The organism is bacterium (genome assembly GCA_024226335.1).
Lineage (GTDB): Bacteria > Myxococcota_A > UBA9160 > SZUA-336 > SZUA-336 > JAAELY01.
Genome location: JAAELY010000127.1, coordinates 1 through 21722 on the forward strand (window position 1 = coordinate 1; position 21722 = coordinate 21722).

The 21722-nt window shown below is 61.5% G+C and carries 20 protein-coding genes; 10 read left to right on the forward strand and 10 right to left on the reverse strand.

Translation table 11 applies throughout. The features are described 5' to 3' along the window. Window positions 1-988 precede the first annotated feature (988 nt). The 4 genes from GY725_05805 to GY725_05820 all read right to left on the reverse strand — a co-directional run bounded on the left by GY725_05805 (window position 989) and on the right by GY725_05820 (window position 4290). Window positions 989-1675, reverse strand: a complete 687-nt coding sequence (locus tag GY725_05805; GenBank protein MCP4003692.1) for an HAD family hydrolase — start codon at window positions 1673-1675, stop codon at window positions 989-991. 9 nt (window positions 1676-1684) lie between these two features. After that, the gene (locus tag GY725_05810) at window positions 1685-2617 is read right to left on the reverse strand and encodes an ATP-grasp domain-containing protein (protein MCP4003693.1); all 933 of its coding nucleotides are present in this window, start codon (window positions 2615-2617) and stop codon (window positions 1685-1687) included. Then, on the reverse strand, window positions 2614-3573 hold the full coding sequence (locus GY725_05815) for a sulfotransferase (protein MCP4003694.1): 960 nt from the start codon (window positions 3571-3573) through the stop codon (window positions 2614-2616). Before GY725_05815 ends, GY725_05810 begins: the two co-directional genes overlap by 4 nt. A 396-nt stretch (window positions 3574-3969) precedes the next feature. Next, on the reverse strand, window positions 3970-4290 hold the full coding sequence (locus GY725_05820) for a hypothetical protein (GenBank protein MCP4003695.1): 321 nt from the start codon (window positions 4288-4290) through the stop codon (window positions 3970-3972). Window positions 4291-4757: 467 nt separating this feature from the next. Between GY725_05820 and GY725_05825 the strand changes: the two genes are divergently transcribed. Then, window positions 4758-4943 carry a hypothetical protein gene (locus GY725_05825; GenBank protein ID MCP4003696.1) on the forward strand — a complete coding sequence of 62 codons (186 nt, stop codon included), beginning with the start codon at window positions 4758-4760 and terminating at the stop codon, window positions 4941-4943. On the opposite strand, the gene GY725_05830 is transcribed toward GY725_05825, so the two are convergent. Next, window positions 4913-6778 carry a DUF3604 domain-containing protein gene (locus tag GY725_05830; protein ID MCP4003697.1) on the reverse strand — a complete coding sequence of 622 codons (1866 nt, stop codon included), beginning with the start codon at window positions 6776-6778 and terminating at the stop codon, window positions 4913-4915. The two genes, GY725_05825 and GY725_05830, sit on opposite strands and share 31 nt — an antisense overlap. 208 nt (window positions 6779-6986) lie before the next feature. Between GY725_05830 and GY725_05835 the strand changes: the two genes are divergently transcribed. The 6 genes from GY725_05835 to GY725_05860 all read left to right on the forward strand — a co-directional run bounded on the left by GY725_05835 (window position 6987) and on the right by GY725_05860 (window position 13172). After that, entirely contained in the window at window positions 6987-7604 is a 618-nt protein-coding gene (locus GY725_05835; GenBank protein ID MCP4003698.1) for a TetR/AcrR family transcriptional regulator, read from the forward strand. Then, window positions 7601-8485: a hypothetical protein gene (locus tag GY725_05840; protein MCP4003699.1), complete on the forward strand. Its 885-nt coding sequence runs from the start codon at window positions 7601-7603 to the stop codon at window positions 8483-8485. The genes GY725_05835 and GY725_05840 overlap by 4 nt, the downstream gene beginning before the upstream one ends. Window positions 8486-8623: 138 nt before the next feature. Beyond that, window positions 8624-10312: an amidohydrolase family protein gene (locus GY725_05845; GenBank protein ID MCP4003700.1), complete on the forward strand. Its 1689-nt coding sequence runs from the start codon at window positions 8624-8626 to the stop codon at window positions 10310-10312. Between the two features lie 251 nt (window positions 10313-10563). Further along, entirely contained in the window at window positions 10564-11379 is an 816-nt protein-coding gene (locus GY725_05850; GenBank protein ID MCP4003701.1) for a hypothetical protein, read from the forward strand. Next, window positions 11380-12189 (forward strand): ABC transporter permease, encoded by an 810-nt coding sequence (locus tag GY725_05855; GenBank protein ID MCP4003702.1) that lies wholly within the window; start codon window positions 11380-11382, stop codon window positions 12187-12189. Further along, a complete protein-coding gene (locus GY725_05860; protein MCP4003703.1) occupies window positions 12189-13172 on the forward strand; it encodes an ATP-binding cassette domain-containing protein in 984 nt (327 codons plus the stop codon). Before GY725_05855 ends, GY725_05860 begins: the two co-directional genes overlap by 1 nt. A gap of 22 nt (window positions 13173-13194) precedes the next feature. Here GY725_05860 and GY725_05865 read toward each other — a convergent pair whose 3' ends face one another. Genes GY725_05865 through GY725_05875 form a run of 3 tightly spaced genes read right to left on the reverse strand, consistent with a single transcriptional unit; the run spans window position 13195 to window position 16104 of the window. Further along, the gene (locus tag GY725_05865) at window positions 13195-14199 is read right to left on the reverse strand and encodes an LLM class flavin-dependent oxidoreductase (GenBank protein MCP4003704.1); all 1005 of its coding nucleotides are present in this window, start codon (window positions 14197-14199) and stop codon (window positions 13195-13197) included. Between the two features lie 22 nt (window positions 14200-14221). Next, window positions 14222-14845, reverse strand: coding sequence for a cytidylate kinase-like family protein (locus GY725_05870; GenBank protein MCP4003705.1), 624 nt, complete (start codon window positions 14843-14845; stop codon window positions 14222-14224). 5 nt (window positions 14846-14850) lie between these two features. Next, window positions 14851-16104 (reverse strand): MFS transporter, encoded by a 1254-nt coding sequence (locus GY725_05875; protein MCP4003706.1) that lies wholly within the window; start codon window positions 16102-16104, stop codon window positions 14851-14853. Window positions 16105-16327: 223 nt separating this feature from the next. On the opposite strand from GY725_05875, the gene GY725_05880 reads away from it, so the two are divergent. Genes GY725_05880 through GY725_05890 form a run of 3 tightly spaced genes read left to right on the forward strand, consistent with a single transcriptional unit; the run spans window position 16328 to window position 19742 of the window. Continuing rightward, window positions 16328-17251 (forward strand): ABC transporter ATP-binding protein, encoded by a 924-nt coding sequence (locus GY725_05880; GenBank protein MCP4003707.1) that lies wholly within the window; start codon window positions 16328-16330, stop codon window positions 17249-17251. After that, complete coding sequence (locus GY725_05885; GenBank protein MCP4003708.1) at window positions 17251-18114, forward strand: ABC transporter permease subunit; 864 nt, start codon at window positions 17251-17253, stop codon at window positions 18112-18114. The genes GY725_05880 and GY725_05885 overlap by 1 nt, the downstream gene beginning before the upstream one ends. Beyond that, the gene (locus GY725_05890; protein ID MCP4003709.1) at window positions 18111-19742 is read left to right on the forward strand and encodes a VCBS repeat-containing protein; all 1632 of its coding nucleotides are present in this window, start codon (window positions 18111-18113) and stop codon (window positions 19740-19742) included. The genes GY725_05885 and GY725_05890 overlap by 4 nt, the downstream gene beginning before the upstream one ends. 14 nt (window positions 19743-19756) lie before the next feature. On the opposite strand, the gene GY725_05895 is transcribed toward GY725_05890, so the two are convergent. Both GY725_05895 and GY725_05900 read right to left on the reverse strand, forming a co-directional pair. Then, window positions 19757-20881 carry an alpha/beta hydrolase gene (locus GY725_05895; protein MCP4003710.1) on the reverse strand — a complete coding sequence of 375 codons (1125 nt, stop codon included), beginning with the start codon at window positions 20879-20881 and terminating at the stop codon, window positions 19757-19759. Next, complete coding sequence (locus GY725_05900) at window positions 20878-21552, reverse strand: TetR/AcrR family transcriptional regulator (GenBank protein MCP4003711.1); 675 nt, start codon at window positions 21550-21552, stop codon at window positions 20878-20880. The genes GY725_05895 and GY725_05900 overlap by 4 nt, the downstream gene beginning before the upstream one ends. Between the last annotated feature and the right edge of the window lie 170 nt (window positions 21553-21722).

Here is a 21722-nt window from a genome sequence, read left to right on the forward strand (position 1 = left end):
CACTCGGAGTCGTACTGACCCCCGTGCTCGAAGACCATCCGAACCGCTCGCTCACGAACCTCTTGCGAAAACCTGCTCTTGCGTCCCATGACCCCATCCTCTCAAGGAATAAGGTCTCCGGGAAACCCGGGGCGGTTCTCCCATCGTTTCTCACCCAACTGCGCGTTTCGGAGCAACGTGAACGCTCAGATCGGAGCAACGTGAACACGTAGATCGGGATCGTGAACGCTCATTTCGGTCATCGTGAACGCGGTGATATACCCCCGCACGGAGGGGGAGCGGCGGCGGACAGTCCGGAAGACCAGCAGGCCTCCTGAAAGGGGGGCAGATGGCCGGGTCGAGACTGTCGATGCGCAAGACCAAAGAGATCCTGAGACAGAAGTGGGCGCAGGGCCGCTCGCCTCGTCGAGTTCGGTCGTCACGCGGCGGAGCGGTGTCGGGTTCGTGGCCTGGGGAAGCCTGAAACGTTCGACTTGAAGTGATCCGCTTTTGGCATCGAGCGCTGTCGCGCCGTAGTCAGAAGGCCCGTGTTTCGTGGACGCGAATGGCGCGCTACCGGGAGCGGTGGATCCCCCTGCCCGAGTTCTCCATCCATGGCCCGAACAGCGATTCGACGTTCGTACCCAAGGCAGGAGCCCAGTTCGTTAGTTAGTAGCGCACGCTGGGATCTGCGCGGGGGGCGGCCCGAGCCTCATTGGCCGAACGGCCTCACCGGCATGACGGCATCTCGATGCTGACGCCGTACGATGTTCATCGCGGTCAAGCGTCCGCGGTCAAGCGCAACGAACGCGCACGCTGGAAGCCGCATGGGCGGCTCATCCTGAACGCTTCGTACGGGGCACCCCCAAGCCAAGTCCACTTCCCGAAGCGGTCTGGATCAACCCACCCGAATCATCAACGACAGGAGGAAATGCTCAGTAAATCAAACAATCGAGTGTCTCATCGGCGTTGACAGGTTCCGCGGCTCATTTCGTCGCGGCGCTCCCTTTCAACCCGGAGCTTGTCGCCCAGGCACCTCGAACAGGGAAAACAGCTCCGCCAGACCACCAATTCGAAAATGGGCCTCTGCTTCGACGCTGGCCGCTCGCCGACCGGGATGAAACACATCCTCTCGCTCAATGTGCACCGTGACCCATCCGAGCGAGCGCGCGCCGACAAAATCTTTGATCGGATTGTCGCCAATATACCAGCAGCTCTCGGGGGCTACCCCGAAATACTCGGCGACCTTGCGATAACCGTAGGGGCTCGGCTTCCACCCCGGCCGCCCCGCTTCGTCGGTGCAGACGATCAGTTCTACATACCGGGCAAGCCCAAGCGCGGCGATCTTCTGCTGCTGGCAGATCAACGGTCCATCGGTGATCACCGCGAGATGACACTCTCTGAGCTGCGCCAATGTCGGTATCACATCGCGGTAAAACGCAATGTCGGGGAAATGACCCCGGTAGATATTCACCAGCTCGGGAATCAACGCTTCGTCGAACGCTCCTGTCCGGGCCAGCCGATTGAACACCTGCCCCCGAACCCCCGAGCGCTGTATGGCCAACAGCTCGTCCGCCGCGCCGACAACTCCATGCGCGGACTCGAGATAAGTGCCGACACAACGCAGCCCACTTTCGGCGTACTCGCGCTCGGGATAGAGCGTGTCGTCCAGGTCGAAGGTGATGACTCTCTTCACCTCTTCACATCACGGTCGCAGAATTACGTTGTGCCAACGGCGGCAGAGTTCCAAACCAAGTTGCTCTTGAAACGCCGGTTGTACGGGTTTTCCCAGGAACAGGTCAAGACAGGCCAGCGGGTCCAGGCCGGCGGCGAACGAAAGGGCCATTCCCCCTCCCAGGCGGGGATTGACGTCGAAAAAGAGCGGCGTGCCGTCGGCTCGCTCGCGGTATTGCATGTTGAAAAACCCGACCAGATCGAGCTCGGTGCACAGCCTGGCGACCTGCTCGCGCTGCCGACCCAGGGCGACCACTGTCGAGCGCACCACCAGGCCGCTCTTGATGACATCGCGGGTGCGGGCGATGGCGTGCATGAGCTCGCCCGGCGGCCAGGCAAAACCGTCGATACTGTATTCGGCGCCATCGCAGTATTCGGTCACGACCAGGTCGGGTTCTCGAGCCAGCCTGCGCTGCAGCGCGTCGCGGTCCTGCACGCGGCCAGCCCGGCGACTCCCGGTACCCGCGTCGGGCCGAACGAACACCGGGAAATCCAATCGAGTCCCGGGATCGAGCACGGTCGGGGTCGCCAGACCGACCCCTTCGATCGCCATCGCCAGCTTTCGCTTGGAAAAGCAAACCTCGAGCGTCTCGGGCGAGGAGACCAGGACACGCGCCCCGGCCTTCTCGATGCGCTGTCGATGTCGGCTCGCGGCCAAAAGATCGGCCTCCAGTCCAGGGACGACGAGATCGAGCTCGTGTTTGCGGACCAGCTCGATGAGTCTCGGTATGAATTCCGCCGCTCTGCCGGCCGGTACGATGGTATCCACATCAGCCATGCCCAGGCCGCAGTGGCGAGGAGCCATATCCGCGGCCAGAGTCCACCAATCCTTTTTCGAATCGAGGATAGCAATCAGGTTCTGGGCGGCTGTGCTACCGGCGCTCGTTACCAGCACGCGGGTCATGGTGTCAAACCGCGCGCCCGCAATGCCGCGCCCAGTCCGCTCGGATCGCCCGGATCACCCGTGGACCCGGGAAACGAGGCGGGCAGGTCTTTTCGTGAAAGGGTATCTGGATCGATGCCGACATACTCGGCCAGTCGGGCGGCGGTCTGCGCGGGTGCCGCGCACATTGCCTGGTAGTCCACGTCCAACCACCGCGTTGTGGACATCGTCTGCCGCGCTCGGCGTATGGCCTCGAGCACGCGCTCGATCTGGTAGGCGATCTGCTCAGGCGCGGATTCTTCTAAAAACGCCTCGGCATCCCGCGGACGCACCGACCACCAGGCTATGTCGCTGCCATAGGTCTCCTTCCGGACACGCAGGATGGATTGCGCCACCGGCAAGAGCGGTCGGTGCAGCTGGACAAACACAGCGGTGGGAAAATGCTCGGCCAAAAAGGGCAAGACAAAACTCAGAAGGAGATTCTTGAGCAAAAGGGGTCGCCCGAGAGACCGCTCCAGCTGACCCAGGTGGGTGGCCAGGCGGACCACATCCACGTCTGCGAGCTCGTCGAGCGATGGCTCGTGATGCTCGGAGAACGGAAAGTGATGCTCCCAGAAGTAGCCAAACTCGTGCGGCTCGGCCCAGTTGCTCGTGGTTCCCGCGTTGGAGCGAAACCCCGTGTGAGCCGCTCCTAGCCAGGGACCGGCCAGGGTTTGCACGCGAGCGCCGAACGCCGGGTTGGCAAAGAACCTGGCGATGAAGTTGGTGACGACTCCGAACCCGCCGGTGCAGGCGAGAATCTGGTGCAACAAGGTAGAGCCCGAACGCGGCGGGCCGACGATGAACAACACCGGTGACTTTGGCGCTGCGGAGGAATCATCACCGAACTCGGCCAGAGCAGCGTTGACCTCGGCAACAACAGCCTCGTAACTCGCCGACTTGGCCCGCCCCGGAATGCGAGCAAACTCCTCTTTCACGTATCGTGGCCCCCCGATTTGAAAACCCGATCCCGGTAGAAGGACACCGCCCGCGCGACGTTGGCCTCCTCGTTATACCAGGGAATGATGACGAACAGAATCTCGCCGCGTGCCACGGATCCAGACTGACACAGTTTGCCGCTTCTTGCTATGCCTCCGCCGCGTGCTCGTTGCCGGAGGCGGTTTTCACTCGAGTCCCAGGCGTCGCTCCCCGCTCCCCTGACCCCCTCCTGTGGCTACCCCACTCGGAGTAGCCTGGTTGGACTTCAACAAGCAACCGTTTCAGGTGGGAGCAATGAGATTCTTCACCGGGATTCACAAGCACTACTGCGGAATCGATCTACACGCAGAGGCCACGTACGTCTGCATCCTCGACCCCCAAAAGGCGATCGTGCTTCACCGCAACATGCCCTGCGATCCAGAAGGTTTCTTCGCGCTGTCGCCCCGTACCGGGAGGATCTCGTCGTCGCCGTCGAGTGCACGTTCACCTGGTACTGGCTCGCAGACCTCTGCGCTCGCGAAGGCATCGCCTTCGTCTTCGGGCACGCCCTCTACACGAAGGCCATTCACGGGGCCAAGGCCAAGAACGACAGGATCGACTCTCGAAAGATCGCGGGGCTTCTCAGGGGAGGCCTCATCCCCCAAAGCTACGTCTACCCGGCAGAAATGCGTTCCACCTGCGACCTGATGCGAAGACGCATCCACTTCGTGAGACACCGCAGCCAGCTCCTCGCTCACATCCAGAATACCCACCACCAGTACAACTGCGTCTCGCCGGGGAGGCGGATCGCCTACAGGAGCAACCGGGGAGGGATCGCCAAAGCTCTCGACGGTATTGCGATTCAGATGAACCCGGGCGGATAGGAAGTACAGAGCCCAGTCTACCTGACGAGGACTTCGGCTACGACCCCGCTGGCAACCGCACCCAGCTGACCCAGGACGGCGGTACGCCGAGCGCGTTCGACTACGACGACAACAACCGCCTCGAAGGCAGCACGACGGTCGGCTCGACGTGGCGAAAGCTCATCCACGACGCCGATGGGAACCTGCTGTGCCGGGAGAGCGACGACGATGGCCTGTCGACCTGCCGCCCGCTCCCGCCTCCCGGCGGCGTAGAGGTCGAGACGTTCACCTGGAGCCGGGACAACCGGCTGCGGCGTTTCGAGAAGAGCTCTGCCCCGGGGGTGGTGCACCGCTACACCTACGACGCGTTCGGGCGGCGTGTGCGCAAGAGCGACGTCGCTCGCCCATCACATCGATCCGCAGACCACAGATATCCACGCGCTCTTCAAGCTCCTGCGCAGGGCCTTGACCGCTCTGGTTCAAGAGACCTGACGGATCAGGGCGTGTACCAGATCGGAGATGTGTAAGCGCGCTCCTGGATCGACCAGGGTGGTTTGATCTCGGTCGGCTTCAAGCCCAGGGCCAGCGCGTCGAACGAAGAGTGGCGCGGAGTCGGGATCTCCAGCACGCGCACGTAGTAAAAGGCGCGCTGATCGGGATCGAAGTCGGGATCCTTCCAGACCGTGGACAACTCGGGGCTTCCGATGTCATTGCGGTAGCTGGCCGTTTCGAAGTCGACGCTATTTCCCACCAGGGGCAAAGTACCGGCTGCATCGAGCTTGCGCTTTCCGGACCAGGCGATGTCGTACACGCGCTCGTGACCTCCGCGTTCATCGGTCCAACCCTTGACCATCTGCACGCGGTCCAGGTTCGCACCGGTCATGTCCATACTCGCGTGCACCAGGAATCTGGGAACCTGACCGCGCTTTGCACGCACAAGCAGTCCACCCATCGGAACGCCGCGCTTGTAGCCGATCTTGCCCGGGTCGGCCCGCAGGTCCGATTTCCTGAAGTCATAACCGGCGAATACGCGCACTGTGATGCGCGGGCCGGTGGTCGCGTAGATCTCCTTGCGCTTGAACGCATCGACGATCGCGTCGCGGGTGTTCTCCTTGGACCAGACCGCCGCAAGCCCTGAGGCCGACATCGACCAGCCGGACGGACCATTCAGCCCCCGTCGGGTATCGCGCTTGTTCTCGGGAATCGAGTCGCGTGCGAGTTTTCCCCAGAAGTTGGGTTCCTCGGGACTGGCCATTCCGGTGTGCGAGTCGGTCGAGCCGATGAGTCCGAAGCGATAGGGGTTGAAACCGATGCGCTCTTCGATCTTCAGACCGCGGATCAACGCCGAACGCACATAATCTCCGGCCTGTGGATCGTAGGGCGGCGGCGTCTGCTGAATGTAGTGCGGGTAGGTTTCAAAGTCGGCAAAGGGATCGCGCGGCGAGAGCTTCGGGTGGGTCTCGGAATCTCCCTTGATCTGCGTCGCCTCCACCGCCGGTTCCCAGCGCGCGCGCAAGCGGGCGTACTCGGGCGTCATCTCCGCTCCGCGCAAAGACTTCTCCGCGAACATATGGCCCTTGGAGATATTGGAGTTGTGTGGGATGGCCACGAACTCGGCGCCGGTTTGCTCCGATGTGTTTTCCAGCCAGCCCCAGAGATCTTCGGGGTACGGGCTGTCGAGCGAACTCCAGGGCATGAACGTTTCGGCGACACTCGCGGTAGCGTTTGTGAATACGACCCGGTGCAGATTGGCACCGGCCGGAATCGAACTCCATTCCCAACCGATCAATGTTGTGAAGGTCCCGGGTGTGTTATGCGCATCTGCAATCCGGGTCGCCTCTCGCCAGGTGTTCTTCGCCATCAGGTCGCTATTGGGCAAGCCTCCTTGCCGCGGGTTGGCCAGAGCTTCTTCCACCGAGTTCGTATCGGGCAGGAAGGAATTGAACGCCGATGAACCCTCGTCCTCTTCGACCACACCGCGGATCCAGCGCTCGGCCAGGAAGGCGCGGAAACGCTGCTGCCAGCCCAGGCCTTCTCGTGGAATGCCTCGCTCGACGATGTGTCGCATGCTGCCGAGCAGTTCGGCGTGATCGGCGACGACTAGGAAGTCCAGCGGCGTGTCGATCTGCACGCGCGCGCGATGGAAGGGATGGATGACGGGCAGACCGCGCGCGAATCGATAGGCCGTATCTGGATCCGCGCTCATATTGCGATTCAGATAGGCGTCGAACGAGTTACTGGTGTGGAGATGCGTATCTCCCCAGAGCAGCACCTTGGAATCGGCGAGTGCGCGGCTCGGACTGGCCAGCGCCAGGCCCAGAAGGGCGAGGACCACAAATCCGTAGGGAAGTGAAAGCGGCATTCCGCTCGACTCGTTCTTCTGGCACATACCCGGTCCTCCTGGCTTTTCGCAGGCGAATCATAGCCGTAACCGGGCCCTTGCAGGCAGCGGCGGCGATTCCGCTGGACAGCCTCCTCTCGCGGAGATACAATAAAGACTGACTGGTCAGTTTGTTTCGGGCTGATCACTGCGAATTCACGGGAGCCGTTCTCGGGAGGAGTTTTCTCAGATGTCCCCAGCAAAGCAGCAGACAGCTGTTCGGCGCGGCACGAGCCATGCGCCCGCCCACGAACGCCGCACGCAGATTCTGGAAGCTGCGGTTCGCTGTTTTGCGGAGTCCGGCTACGAGCGGACGACCATGGATGACGTCGCCCGCTCCTCGAAGCTGTCGAAGGGCAGTCTGTACCGCTTCTTCCCGAGCAAGGTGGACCTTCTCTCTGCGCTCTTCGAACTCTTCGAACAGCGCACGTTCGCCATTCTCGATGCCACCGAGTCGCCCGACTCGGCGCTGGTCCAACTGCGAGGCTGTGGTCAGTTGGCGATCGACCTGTTCGGCGGTCCCACGGAATTGCTCAACACCTGGGCCGAGTTCTTGGGACATCGCGAGAGTCGCGAGCGAATGCGCCAGGTGTACCGACGCTGGCGACGGCGTCTCGCTGAAATCGTACAGGGGGGAATCACGTCCGGCGAAATCCGCGAGATGAATCCGGATGACGCCGCAATTGCAGTACTTGCCACGTTCGAGGGATTGCTCCTCCAGGCCATGGTCGATCCGCGCTTCGATGTGCGCAGTAGTTGGCCTGGCGTATGGGTGGTCGTCGAAAGTGGTCTGAGGAGGACGACATGATCGTAGAAAGCCCCGAAATCCTGAATCCAGCTGACCAGGTGCTGGGAAATAGCAAAGAGACCGAAGCCTGGCGCGCCGATGTCGGCGTGTTTGCCTGGCCAACGCTGGCTCTGGCCGGTCTGATCCTTCTGGCGTTCGTCGGCGTCATCGCCGCGGCCACTTCGGGTCTGATCCCGTTGTGGGCGGGTTGGTTGCTCAACTCCTTCGTGGCCTACGCGGCTTTCACGCCAGCTCACGAAGCAACGCATCGCAATATCTGTGGGCGTCATCGCGGACTGCGCTGGCTGAACGAGGCCTGCGGCTGGCTGTGTATGTCGATCCTTTTCGACAGTTTTGCGGTATTGCGCTCTGCCCATCTGCGCCATCACGCCCACACCAACGATCCGGAGAAGGATCCCGACTACTTCATCCCCGGATCCAAACCCATCCCGGTTCTCGTGCGCTGCTTTGCCATCTTCGCCGGGTATATGAAGGCCTACTTCGCCGATACCGAGCGAAGCCCGCACCTCTGGCTACTGCGCGGTACCGCGCTCGCCTACTCACTGGTCCTGGTCGGGATCGCGGCCACTCTGGCGGCGATGGGCTGGTGGAGGGAAGTTCTGGCACTGTGGGTGCTGCCTGCGCCCATGGCGTTCCTGGCTCTGGCCCTCGTCTTCGACTACGTCCCGCACTGGCCTCACCGCGAGCAGGATCGCTACAAGGCGACGCGCATCATGCTCTTCCCGGGACTCTCGACCCTGCTCCTGTTCCAGAACTACCACCTGATCCATCACCTCTTTCCGTCGATCCCGTTCTACCGCTACGGCGCCTGCTTTCGCGAGATCCGAGAAGATCTGGTGAGCAAAGGTTCGTCAATCATCGGTCTGGGCTCGGGTTCCTAGCCAGCCGGTTCCCCGCAAAGCGGTTCTTCTGAAACCGGCCTCTCGGAGTTTATTCTCCGGGAGGCCGGTTTCTGTGTCGGGGTATACTTCCCGTTCCCAGGGGATCTGGGAACACGGCGCAAAGAGGAGGCGTGATTCATGTACGACCTGGTGATTCGAGGCGGCGAGGTCGTGGACGGTACGGGTAGCGAGCCCAGACACGCTGACGTGGCGATCCAGGGCGATCGCGTGGTCGAAGTCGGTGAGGTACGCGGCGATGCCCGTAAGACCATCGACGCCGAAGGCCGGCTGGTCTGTCCGGGTTTCATCGACATCCATGCGCACATGGATGCCCAGGTGATGTGGGACCCGATTGCTTCGTCTCCCTGCTGGCACGGCATAACAACGATCTTGAACGGGAACTGTGGTTTGAGCCTGGCGCCCGCAAGCCCCAGGAAGGCGGGCTTTCTGGTCAAGTTGCTGGAGTCCGTAGAAGACATCCCTGCGGAGGCCATCCTGGCGGGCAATCGTTTCGCAGGCGGGAGCTTTGGCGACTACCTCGATACTCTCGATTCGCTTCCGATGGGCATCAACGTCGCGTCCCTGGTCGGACACACCGCGGTGCGTTTCCAGGCCATGGGCGAGCGCAGCATGGAAGAGGGCGTGGAGCCCAGTAGCGAAGAGATGGCCGCCATGTGTGTCTCGGTGAAAGACGCCATCGACGCCGGTGCCTTTGGATTTTCGACTTCGCGTTCTTTCCTCCACACCACGTCGGATGGCCGCCACGTGCCCGGCACCTTCGCGGGCCTCGATGAGCTGATGGCTTTCGGCAAGCTGATCCAGCAGGCCGGGCACGGCATCTATGGCTGGGTCCCCCCTGTGGAGAGCGGAGATCAGGAGGCGCACTACCGAGAAGTGGAGATGATGAAGAAGATCTCCATCGACACCGGTTGCGCCTTCACCTTTGCGGTGCTGCAGAATCGCGACAACCCGGGGCTCTGGCGCGAACTCATGGATCGGATTGCGCAAGCCAATGCCGAGGGAGCGAAGCTCGCGCCGCAGACCGAAGTGCGAGCCGTCGGCGTGGTAGTCGGACTGCCGAACATCACGCCATTTGACCAGAGCCTGGCCTGGCTGGCTCTCAAGGATCTGTCCATCCCCGAACGACTGGACGCCCTGCGCGATCCCGAGCGTCGCGCACAACTCGTGCGCGGTGGCAATGAAGCGGCCACCGAAGGCCAGCTTTCCATGATCTACCACCTGGTCGTGGAAGACGGCAACGCGCGCTACGACTTTTCCGAAGAAAACAGTCTTTGGGCCATCGCCAAGCATCGGGGAACGACTCCGGCCGATGCCTTCATCGACATGGTGCTCGAGGCCGATGGCGGGGCGTACTTCATCTTCCCCTTTGCGAACTACGACATCGAAGTCGTGGGAGAACTTCTGAGCGACCCGAGCGTCTTGCTGGGACTGGCCGATTCCGGGGCCCACGTTGGGCAGATCTGCGACACGAGTTTTTCGACCTTCTTCCTGCGCTACTGGATTCGCGAGCGGGAGCTCATGTCATTGGGAGCGGGGATTCGCAAGCTCACTTCCGAACCCGCGGAGTTCCTGGGGATCCAGGACCGCGGGGTCCTGCGACCCGGCGCCTTTGCCGACATCAATGTGATCGACCTCGACGGGTTGCGCGTCCATCCCCCCGAATACGCGAACGACCTGCCCGGAGGGGCCTGGCGTTTCATCCAGAGAGCTTCGGGCTTCAAGTACACGCTGGTCAATGGCAAGATCTTCATGAAGGACGGCGAACACCAGGGGGAATGCGCGGGACGAGTGCTTCGGAGTTCCTGAATTCACAGCCGCAGAGGTGTCGAGATGACCGGAGAACAGTCTGCTCGAATCGTCGTCACAGGTGCCGGTCCGGCGGGGGCCACAACGGCCTATCTTCTGGCTTCCCGCTGGTCCAACGCATCGCTGCCCGCGAGTTGCGACCTTTCGCATTCGGCGTCACCCAGGTCAAGCTGACGGTGTAATTCGATCCGAAACTTGATCCGGCTCGGAGCCTGGGTTAGTTTTCGCGACCCTTTTCCCCGGGAGAGGGAATGCCGCTCGCACCGTCGCCACGCGTCTATTTCCGCTACGCACGCTGCGCGTTCGCGCGCCGTTCGGCCTACCGGCTCGCGAATTTCACCGGGATCGTGGTCAACTTCTTTTTCTTCCTGATCCACGCGCAGGTCTTTCTGGCCTTCTTCGGAGGTACCCGGCGCGTGGCCGGCTGGTCGGCCGATGAAGCCGTGCTGTATTTCGCAACCTGCGAAGCGCTGCTGATGGTGGTCGGTGCGATGTCTCCGAGGTCGGGTCTGGAGCTGGCCGAGCGGGTTCGCACTGGCGATGTTGTGGTCGACCTGGCACGACCCGTGCGGCTCTGGGCGCGGCATCTGGCGGAGAACTACGGAAACGTCGCCTACTATCTGCTCGCTCGCACGATCATTCTCTACGTGGCAGCGGTTGCGCTCTACGATCTGGCCCCGCCGATGGAAGCCAGGCTACTACTGGTTCCACTGTCGATCGCGCTGGCGTGCGGAATGTCGGCGATGATGCACTACACGCTCTCTGGCGCGGCCTACTGGTTCGAGAGCGCCAGGGGCCCGCTGCGAGTAATGATGTTCATGAGTTTCCTATGCGGTGGGGTCGTCGTCCCGCTCGATTTCTATCCGGACGGTTTCCGCCAGATCTGCGATGTACTTCCCTTTCGCGGCTGGATCTACACGCCCGTCGCGCTGGCCAGTGGCAAGCTCGCCGGTAACGCGCTGATCTACGGACTCTGCCATCAGGTCTTCTGGTTCATCGCGCTCTGTCTGGCGGCTCACACCGTAGAGGTTCGAGGAACCCGTCGACTCGCGGCGCTGGGGGGCTGAATGCCGGCTCTGGCTGACGATCTCCGCCTTTTCCGCCGCATCGTGAGTGCTTCGATTCGCTCGCAGATGCAGTACAAGACGAGCTTCGTCACCGGCCTGGCAATCGATTCCTTGACCGTCTTTTCCGAGTTCCTGCCGGTGTATTTCATGGTGATCAAGTTCGGCAGTCTGCAGGGCTGGAGTATTCTCGAACTCTGCATCCTCTACGGCATGGTCGAGATTTCCTGGGCCGTAGTCGAGAACCTGTTCCGCGGCTTCGAGGACTTCGGCCCCTATCTGATTCGCGGCGACGTCGATTGCTGGTTGTTGCGTCCGCGCAGTTTGATTCTCCAGGTCGCCGCCAATGAGTTCGAACTCCGTCGGCTGGGCCGTGTCCTGCAAGGCTGTGTCGTACTGGCCATCGGCGGAATCGGACTCGAGTTCGGACTCGCGAGCTGGTCCTGGCTAGCTCTCGGAATCTTCGGGGGGATCTTCTTTTTCACCGGTGTGGTCATGCTGGGCGCGGCTTCGCAGTTCTGGACGCTCGGCCAGACATCGGAGTTGCAGAACATGCTGACCTACGGAGGCAGCGCCGCACTGACCTATCCAGTTTCGATCTACACGCGCTGGTTCCGCCGGGTGATCACCTATGCCATACCGCTGGCCTTCGTGAACTACTTCCCCGCGTTGGCGGCCCTCGGGCGCCTGGAAGAGGCGGGAGTTCCATACTGGGTACCGTGGATGTCTCCATTCGTCTGCATCGGCGTGTTGTATCTCGCACGCATCTGTTTTGACGCCGGCTTGAAGCGTTACGAATCGACAGGGAGCTAGTGGCCGTGATTCACGTTTCCGATCTCTCCAAGGAATACCGCGTCGCCCGGCATCATCGCGGCGCATTGGGTGCGCTGCGAAATCTCTTTGATCCCCGCTACGAAGTCGTGCGTGCGGTCGATGGCATCGACTTTGAGATCGAGCGCGGCGAATTCGTGGGTTTCATCGGTCCCAATGGTGCGGGCAAGTCGACGACGGTCAAGGTTCTGACCGGTGTACTCGAAGCTACATCCGGCCGGGTCGAGGTCTGCGGTCGCATTCCCCGGCTCGAAAGAGTCGCCCACGTGTCCCATCTCGGAGTGGTCTTCGGCCAGCGCACCCAGCTCTGGTGGGATCTGCCGGTGATCGAGTCCTACGAACTATTGCAGCACGTCTACGCGGTCCCCCGGGCACGCTTCACGGCCCAGCGCGATCGACTGGTCGAACTACTGGAACTCGGTCCTCTGCTCGATACTCCGGTGCGAAAGCTCTCTTTGGGTCAGCGCATGCGCTGCGAGCTTGCAGGTGCGCTTCTACACGAACCGGACCTCCTGTTCCTCGACGAACCGACGATTGGTCTCGATGTCGTGGCCAAACAATCCATCCGCCAGTTCCTCGCCGCCGAGAACGCCGAACGTGGCACGACGATCTTGCTGGCCACACACGATCTTCCCGATATCGAGAGGCTGTGTCCGCGGATGCTCATGATCGACAACGGCCAGCTCGTGTTCGACGGACCGGTCGCCGAGGTGCGGCGCCGGCTCGGTCGCGAGCGAAACCTTCAGGTGGACTTCGAAGGTCCGCCTCCGGCCGAGCTACCCGATGGTGTACGCGTGACCGAACGCGGACCCGAACGACTGGTGCTGCGCTTTGCGCGCGAGGACATTCCCGCACCCGAATTGATCAGCTGGCTGGCCGAACGCGCTCCGATCGCCGATCTGACCCTCGAAGATCCACCGATCGAAGACATCGTGGCGAAGATCTACCGCGAAGGCCTCGCCTGAAAGAGCGGTCCTGTGCCAGTCCTCAGCGGACCGGCGCCATGGCGCGGATGAACATGTCGACGATCTCCCAGGGAACCTGATTCGGGAGGTTCAGGATCGGAAGATCGATTCCGAACTCGCGTCTCCGCCGGAGTTCTTCCACGCACTGCTCCGGACTTCCCGTGATGCTCAGCGCTTCGATCATCTTGTCGCTGACCGCCTCGCCCGCTTCTCCGCGTGTGGCTCTGTCCTTATACAGTTCTTCGATCTTGGCGCATTCTTCCGCAAAGCCGAAACCCGACAGCAATTCCTTGTAGTAGTCGCCCATGCCGCCGATGTAGAAGGCGATGATCTCGCGACCCTGACGCGAACCGCCTTCTTCACCCATGGGCAGAACGGTTGTGAAAGGTGCGGTGGTGATCTCCGAAGTGCTGCGCCCGGAGCGGGCCGCGCCGGTCGCGATCCATGCGTGCCCTTGTGCCAGGTTCGTATACGGCCAGAAGGTCGGGATCCAGCCGTCGGCCATCTCGCCGATCGATTCGATCGACTTCTGTTTGAGAGACGCAACGAAGATGGGGATCTCTCTGCGTCGAGGTGTCATCTCCAGGCGGAAGGGCCGGTACTCGTGAAGGCGAGCGTCCGCGCGATCCAGCGACTCGCCCGCCAGTAGCGTGCGGGTTACGCGGATCACGTCGCGTACGTGCGTCAGGGGCTTTTCGAAGCTGCGGCCGTGAAATCCCTCGATCACGCGCTTGCCGCTCGGGCCGATCCCCAGGATCAGACGCCCCTCACTGATCTCGTCCAGTGTTGCGGCCTGCATCGCGAGCAGACCCGGCGAGCGACTGTAGACGTTCACGATGGCCGTTCCGAGCTTGATTCTCTTGGTGCGAACCGCGATCTCGGTCAGCAACGAGAAGACCTCGTAGCCCCAGGCCTCGGGCAACCAGAACGAATCGTAGCCGAGTTCATCGGCCAGTTGCGCGGCACGCACGGTCAGTTCGCGTTCGTAGCCCTTCCAAAACGCTAGTAGTCCGATCTGATCAATCAACTTCAACTCCTGTTCTGAATTCTCAGCTCCAGCCGAGTGCCCGCACGCGATCGAGGATGACACCTCCGGCGCCATCGTAGCCGAGTGCATGGGTGTTCAACACCATGTGGTAGTTGACCGGATCGTTCCAGTCGCGGTGGTAGAACTCTTTGTGGTAGCGGTCGCGATTGCGGTCGGTTTCCTCCAGGATTCGCGGAGCGTCTCGTTCCGCGACGCCCAGGCGATCGATGGCTGTGCGTACTCGAGCTTCGACCGGTGCCACCAGTCTCACGCGCAGCGTGCCTTCATCGCTGGCGAGCACCGCAGCCGCAGCGCGTCCCACGACGACCATTCGCCCCTCGCGTGCGAGTTCGGCAACCAGATCGCGGGTGATCTGGGCCAGCTTCACCTCTTCGAAGGTCGCGATGGAACTCGAATCCGGAACGAAGAGCTCTGGTGAGGTCAGAGCCGCCGCACGGGCAAAGCGATCGATGAAGCCCGGAACGCGTTCTTCACGCTGTGCGACCTCGTCCGCGGAAATGCCCGCTCGCTCGGCGACCTTCTCGACCAGCTCGTTGTCGAAGACCCGCCAGTCGAGAGCTTCCGCCACGCGCCTGGCGATTTCGGAACCTCCGGCTGCGTACTGACGTGAGATCGTGATCAGCATGAATCCTACCTTACGCCGCGCGCTTGCACGGGGGAAGCACCATCTTCGAGGGCTTCCGTGACCGCCTGGTTCATATTCCGGAGCGAACGGCTCGCCGCCAGCATGGCCAGGGCAATGACGACCGCCGCAACGGCGGCTGCGCTCACCGCCAGCTGCACTCCGTAGGTGCGAGCGAGATAGCCGATTGGCAAAACGCCGATCATCGGCAGCGAGAAGGACATCATCAGGAAACTCGACACGCGTCCGCGCACTTCATCCGGAATCAACAACTGTACGGCCGTGTTGTTGAGGGTCGAGAACAGGGTCGAGAACGAGCCCGCAAAAACCACGAAAGGGATTGCGACCAGGAACGAGGGGCTCATGGAGAATCCGATCAGCAGTACCGCGAAGGCCAGCATGCTGCCGAGCATCGCGCCGAGGCGCCGTTGCGTATCGCCGATCCAGGCGATCAGGATGCTGCCCGCGATGCCGCCGAAGCCGAGGGCGGCGTTCATCAGACCGACGGCGGCGCGTCCCTGGTTCCAGATATCGTCGACAAAGACCACGACCATGTTCCGGAAGGGCATCATCAGGAACATCGGAACCAGTCCGAATAGCAGGAGCATCAAGAGAAGGCGGTTTGTGCCCAGGTATTTCACTCCGTCGGCCAGGTTCTGGAGAACGGAGACATCACGTGCCGCACCTTCGGCACGTGACGGGCTCACCGCGAACATGCACAGTACCGCTGTTGCGTAGAAGCTGATGCCCGTCACGTAGGCGACTTCGTGGCTGATCGAATCGAGCAAACCGCCGATGGCCGGGCCCAGTACCGTGGTTGCGTTCAGTCCCGCCATGTTCAGCGCGATCGCCCGCGAGAGTCCTTCGCGCCCCACGAGGTTCGCGACCACGGCCTGGCGTGCGGGCATGATCAGCGGGAACACACAGCCCATCACGAAAGATGCAAACACCAGGTGAGCGAATTGAAGCGCGCCACTGAGCAGTAATACCAGCACCACGGACTCACTCGTCAAGACGATGGACTGGCCGGTGACGATCAGTTTGCGCCGGTCGAGCCGGTCGGCCATGACACCGCCAAAAGGAGCGATCAGCGCCATCGGGACGGCCATCGCGGCCATCATCGTACCCAGCGCGAACTCGTCGTTGGTCATCTCCCAGGCCAGATTTGCACGCACGATGCTTTGGGCTTGCATTGCCAGAAAGAAGGCGAGGTTCGAAAAGAAGAGCCAGCGAAATTCTCCATGCGAGAGAATCCCGGCCATGGCTCGGAACCCAGTGGGGCCTCCGGGACCGCCTCCAGTGGGTCGAGGGTGCATGACTCTTTATACCGGACCCCACACCTGGGTTGGAGCTGGCCCGAAATCCGGTTTTCGAGAGCTGTGGAGTTCGAGCAATCTTGTCCGGAAAATGGGAGATCGTCGGTTCGTGCTTCGACGGAAACGACCGCTGGAGGTGAGCAGGATCAAGGGCTAGCGTTTGACGACGATGACGATCCTGGAAGCAGAGGGCATCTCCAAGCGCTTCGGTCGGCTGCAGGCCGTCGAGGATGTATCCCTCTCCGTGGAGAGCGGAGATGTCTACGGTTTTCTGGGTCCCAACGGCGCGGGCAAGACGACCTCCATCCGCATGATGCTCGGACTGATCACACCCAGTTCCGGCAGCGCACGCATCTCTGGTCACGATGTGCGAACGGACTTCAAGCGGGCGATCTCCAATGTGGGCGCGCTGGTCGAGGGCCCTGCGTTCTACGGCTATCTGAGCGCGCGCAAGAATCTGCACCTGTTCGGTTTGATCAGCGGCGGGATCGACCGTCGGCGCATCGATGAAGTCCTGCAACTCGTCGGGTTGGGTCGGCGCGGGGATCAGAAAGTCTCGGGCTATTCGCAAGGCATGCGCCAGCGACTCGGAATCGCACTTGCGCTACTGGAGCGCCCGCGGTTGTTGGTGCTCGACGAACCGACCAACGGCCTCGATCCCCAGGGCATGCGAGAGATCCGAAACCTGATCCGGCGCATTCGCGACGAGGAAGGCACGACGATCTTTCTGTCCAGTCATCTTCTGGGGGAACTCGAGCAGGTCTGTGATCGCATCGCGATCATCTTTCGCGGACGCATTATTCGCGAAGGACGTCTCGATGAACTTCTGGGTGAGCGCGCAGCGGTCATCGACCTTCAAGTCAGGGACGAAGAAGACGAGCGCACTCGCGATCTTCTGCGGGGCCAGTTCGGGATCGAGGCCGAGATCCTGCGCCGGGGCCATCTCGAATTTCCCGGAGATCGCTCGAATTCGACGGCCCTGAACCGCGCCCTGTTGGAACAGGGCATCTCGGTGGTAGCGATCTCGACTCGCAGGCAGACGCTCGAAGAGTATTTCGTTGAGCTGACCGGCTCTTCACAGGAGGTCGTCTGATGGGTTCGTTGAGGACGATCCTGCAACTGGTGCGCACCGACCTGATCAAGCTCTCGCGCTACTGGGTAATCGCCGCCGGTTATGCAGCCACGCTCGCCTTCTCCATATTTGGTTCATTGATCTCGTACAAGGCTGAACAAGCCTCGGCGGTTACCTCGGGTTCAGGCTGGGATTTCGCTTTCAGCCTGATGTTCCGATTCCTGGATGTCGGCGTCTTCATCCTGTTCGTCATGGTCTGTGTGCTGTTCGCGATCGAGGTCTCGAACTCGACGATCAAATGCATCCTGACGCGCTCGGTGACCCGTACGGAACTCCTGCTCTCGAAGCAGTTGACCGCGGTACTGATGATGCTTCTCAGCCTTGGCATATTCTGGAGCGTGGCCCTGGGAGCCGGCTGGTACTTCTACGGACTCGGCAGTCTTACCGAGAACGAATACGTCATCTTCGGAGCCGGCTACCTGTGCTGGCAGATCGCGATCGGAACATTCTTCCTGTTGATTCCTTTTGCGGCCCTGACGTCGCTGGCCCTGATGGTTTCGACCTACTCGAGTACGATGGGCGGCGCCATCGTGGTGGGGCTGATTTTCTACATCACGTCGCAAACACTGGGCTTGATTCCCGCGAGTTTCGGGATTCCATTCGAGTGGAACGGGCAGCCGCACGTACTTTCCTACGGAACGATCAGCTTGCCTCTGCAGGTCCTGGTACCGATGTACACCCTGGCCGATCTGACGACCGGGATTCCCATCGACAACTGGTGGAACTGGGACATCCAGAAGATGACCTTCGTATCCACTGGGCTGTTCGCGCTCTTCTTTTCCATCTCGCTGATTGGCATCAGAAAGCGGGACTTCACACTTTGAAAACGCTCGCGCACTGGATCGCAATCCTCGGCTGCCTGCTCTCAACCGCACCGGCCTCTGCGGATTCCCAACACTTCGACTTCTTCAAACTCGAGTTCACGGGCAGGATGCGCACGGGCGTGAACGTGGATCTCGATGCGGACGGTCGACTGGACGTCGCCGTCCTCCTGTCGAGAAAGGACGATCCGACCAGGCTGCGTTTTGAGACCTGTCTGCAGACCGCCGAAGGTTTCTCCGCGAACTGCACGACGATTCAGTTGCCTGCAGAGACGCGCGTCTTTGATATCGGAGAAATCGACGGCTTGCCCGGTGCCGAGTTGGTCATCCTGACCGACCGGGGAATTCGCGTTGCGTCGTTTGCGGACGGGGCTTTCGCCGAGTTTGCACCGCTTCAGAAACTGCAAACGCTATTCGCAGGGACCGAGGAGGGAAAGACCGCGCGCCTGCGCTGCCTCTGGGACGTCGATGGCGATTCTCGTATGGAGCTGATCCTTCCGACGATCGAAGGTCCGCGGATTCTGCGTTACTCGGCCGAAGGTCTGAAACTCCTGCAACAGATCGAGAACCACGCCGAGGTCACGTTTCGTCTGGCCAATCCGATGGAGGAAGACCTGGTCGGAAATCCGCACGGGCACGCCTTGCGGACGGAGGCGCGTTTCGCGTCACCCCAGACATTTGTCCAGGACTACGATGGAGACAGTCGCGTAGACGTCCTGGTTCTGCAGGGCAAACACCTGAGTGTCTTTCTTCGGCGCGCCGACGGTCGTTATCCGGCGGCTCCGGATTTCGAGTGGGATCGCTCCATCCTGGATACCGAAGAGAAGGACGACCCGATCGCTTCGGAGGGGTTGGCTTTCGCGGACCTGAACGGCGACGGGGTGAGCGACATCATCGCCATCAAGTGGGGTTCGCCGAGCGAGCGCATGCGCATCGACCGACACATCTACTACGCGCGTGAAGGCCTGGTCTATCCGGACGAGCCCGATCAGAGACTGCGTTCCGAGAGCATCGATCGCAGGCTGATGATTGCGGACTTGAATGGCGATGGTCGACCCGATCTCATCGCTCCATTCTTTCATTTTGCGATCACGCAGGCCGCAAAGGTCGTGATCAAGAACTCGATCAAGATCCAATTCCGCCTCTACCTGATGGGAGAGGATGGCCGCTACTCACAGGACGGAGACAAGTCCTTTGCCCGGGTCGATCGGCGGATCGCCTTGAACTACGACATCGACATCCTGGGCTTCGTCTTCGGAAACAAGACTCTACCCGAGGATGGTTTCAGGCCGCTGATCAGTTTCAATAGCGACGCCAATGGGGATGGTTTCCCCGACCTGATCGCCGACACCGGCTCCAATCGGCTCGCCTTCTATTGGGGGAACGATCGAGCCGGCTATTCGAGTTCCCCCGACCACGTGATCGACCACGAATCTACCTTGAACTACGACCTGGGCGATCTGAACTCCGATGGGAAGACCGACGTCGTCACCTATCACGGACCCAGGGACCGCATTTCCGCACGTCGTTTCGAGAAGCGCAGGCTCAAAGGCGCTCGGACGGCCAAGCCGCAGAAGGAAGAGGACGTCGCGGCCCGCGGGCCGGTCGTCAAGATCCTGCTCAGTCGCTGAGCGGCGGGGATGGCTCAGTCGAGGCGTTCCTCGAGCCAGTTCGCGACCCGGTCGGCCATATCATCTCGGGCGTTGTCGGGTAACTGCATGTAGTGATCGCCCGGTAGGAATTCGAGGCTCTTGTCCTTGGAGGCCAGGTTGTCGTGGATCGTATGCGCATCTACCGGGAACACTCCTGCATCCGAAGTGCTTTGCATGACCAGTGAGGGCACCACAATTCGCTTCAGGTGCGGGATAGCTCGGCATTGTGAATGCTCGAGGCTCCACATCGAGAGCCAGGTCCGTACCGTGTTCGTGCAGCCGATGCCGAAGGGGCTGTAGTTGAAGAATTTCGGCGGACCCAGATAACAGACGCCTACCTCGCGTTCGCTGGGATCGAGACTCCCGTCCAGGTAGCGCAGATCTGCCCAGGTGCGGTGCAGGTTGAAGGTTCGATCGAAACAACCCGCGGACTGCAGTCGCTTCAGTTCTTCGAGGGCCCAGGCAGTGATCTTGTGGTTACGCGCAACCTGGGCGGCGCGGTAGCGTGTGACGAATTCCGTCGAGTAGGGCGGACCGTTGTCAGGGTTGTACATATCCAGAGAAGGGTCGACCGAAGCCGGATCGTTTTCGTCGGTCACGGACGGATCGAACCAGTCCGTAAGGACCTCGGGCCGTCCGGGGTGCGCGTTGGTCGATACGTAGTAGTCACCGGCAATGAGATCACCGGCTGCTTCGTGCACCGGGACCCCGAGTAGGGGCTGGAGGTTGGCCTCGGTAGCCTGGGATTGATAGGCGGCCATCAGCGAGCCGCCGCCGGAATTTCCCAGAAGTACTACGGTCTCTACGCCGGCCTCTTCCAAGAGCCAGCGCACGCCCACACCGATGTCGATCAAGGCGTTCTCCAGATTGAAGTAGTGCTCTGCACCTCGGTAGCGCGTGTTCCAGCCCAGGAAGCCGTAGCCGCGCCGCGCCATCAACTCGCCCATATAGTGCTCAGAGAAGTCGACGTTGTAGTGAGTGGCAATGAACGCAACGCGTGGTCTTTTGCCGGCCGGTGTGTGATACAAGCCCTGGGTGGGCATATAGCCGGCGCCGTTGCGCCGTGCTGTGGGTGAAACCAGAGAGACAAAGCTGCGTTTTGTTTCCGTCGTCGTCATTTCTTGCGCTTTCGCCGTTTTCGCGGCTCTGGAGTGGCGAAGACCGTCCGGTAAAACACGCGGGCCAGGGTTTCGACAGCGACGTCATCGCTCAATGACGAACGATTGGCTTCCCCGCCTTCGATCAGCCAGACATAACAGAAGTAATCCATCATCGAACCGATCGCAGAAGCGGTTGCTTCGGGATCGGGGTCTGGTGGCGTGAGTCTGACTGCGCGGATCGCGGCCGCGATGTTCCCGCGCGCATCCGCGCGAATCTCCTGCCGGCGTCTGGCGAAATGCGAATCCACCATCGATGCCTGGAAGATGGCCGCGAGTTCTGGTGAGTGGTCGCGGTAACCCTTCCAGTAGACTTCGCAGAGTCTCCAGATCACGTCGTATGGCTCGTCCCCCGTCAGATCCAGGGCAGTCATCTGATGGTCCATCTCCTCCTTGAAGTCCTCGGCGAGCTGTTCGAGGAGTTCTTCTTTGTTGGAGAAGTAGGTGTAGAACGAACCAAGCGCCCGGTCGGCTTCTTGCGTGATGTCGGCGATCGTCGCATTCGCATAGCCTTTGCTTCGGAACAACCGCCGAGCGGCATCGAGCAAGGCGATGCGACTGCGCATGCCGCGAGCCGTGAGCAGGCTTCCGTCGGCCGGCAGTTCGCGCGAACTTGCAGGGTCGCGACTCATCCCTGCGCTAGCCCTGATCCGTCATACTGCGTCGCGAGAAAACGCGTCAGAGTGCGTGATCCGTGGTCGCACGCAGGCCGTGCTCACCGGAGCTTGGGTTTCACCCAAGTGAGGATGAGCGCGGTCGAGTACGGCCGCGAAGCGCGTGCTCTGGCGCGAGCCGAAGGCGG

What these genes read in the sequence shown, in the direction of transcription:
- GY725_05810 (MCP4003693.1), bottom strand. Translation starts at nt 2,617, where the DNA reads ATGACCCGCGTGCTGGTAACGAGCGCCGGTAGCACAGCCGCCCAGAAC.
- GY725_05830 (MCP4003697.1), bottom strand. Translation starts at nt 6,778, where the DNA reads ATGCCGCTTTCACTTCCCTACGGATTTGTGGTCCTCGCCCTTCTGGGC.
- GY725_05835 (MCP4003698.1), top strand. Translation starts at nt 6,987, where the DNA reads ATGTCCCCAGCAAAGCAGCAGACAGCTGTTCGGCGCGGCACGAGCCAT.
- GY725_05840 (MCP4003699.1), top strand. Translation starts at nt 7,601, where the DNA reads ATGATCGTAGAAAGCCCCGAAATCCTGAATCCAGCTGACCAGGTGCTG.
- GY725_05845 (MCP4003700.1), top strand. Translation starts at nt 8,624, where the DNA reads ATGTACGACCTGGTGATTCGAGGCGGCGAGGTCGTGGACGGTACGGGT.
- GY725_05850 (MCP4003701.1), top strand. Translation starts at nt 10,564, where the DNA reads ATGCCGCTCGCACCGTCGCCACGCGTCTATTTCCGCTACGCACGCTGC.
- GY725_05855 (MCP4003702.1), top strand. Translation starts at nt 11,380, where the DNA reads ATGCCGGCTCTGGCTGACGATCTCCGCCTTTTCCGCCGCATCGTGAGT.
- GY725_05870 (MCP4003705.1), bottom strand. Translation starts at nt 14,845, where the DNA reads ATGCTGATCACGATCTCACGTCAGTACGCAGCCGGAGGTTCCGAAATC.
- GY725_05875 (MCP4003706.1), bottom strand. Translation starts at nt 16,104, where the DNA reads ATGGCCGGGATTCTCTCGCATGGAGAATTTCGCTGGCTCTTCTTTTCG.
- GY725_05880 (MCP4003707.1), top strand. Translation starts at nt 16,328, where the DNA reads ATGACGATCCTGGAAGCAGAGGGCATCTCCAAGCGCTTCGGTCGGCTG.
- GY725_05885 (MCP4003708.1), top strand. Translation starts at nt 17,251, where the DNA reads ATGGGTTCGTTGAGGACGATCCTGCAACTGGTGCGCACCGACCTGATC.
- GY725_05895 (MCP4003710.1), bottom strand. Translation starts at nt 20,881, where the DNA reads ATGACGACGACGGAAACAAAACGCAGCTTTGTCTCTCTGGTTTCACCC.
- GY725_05900 (MCP4003711.1), bottom strand. Translation starts at nt 21,552, where the DNA reads ATGAGTCGCGACCCTGCAAGTTCGCGCGAACTGCCGGCCGACGGAAGC.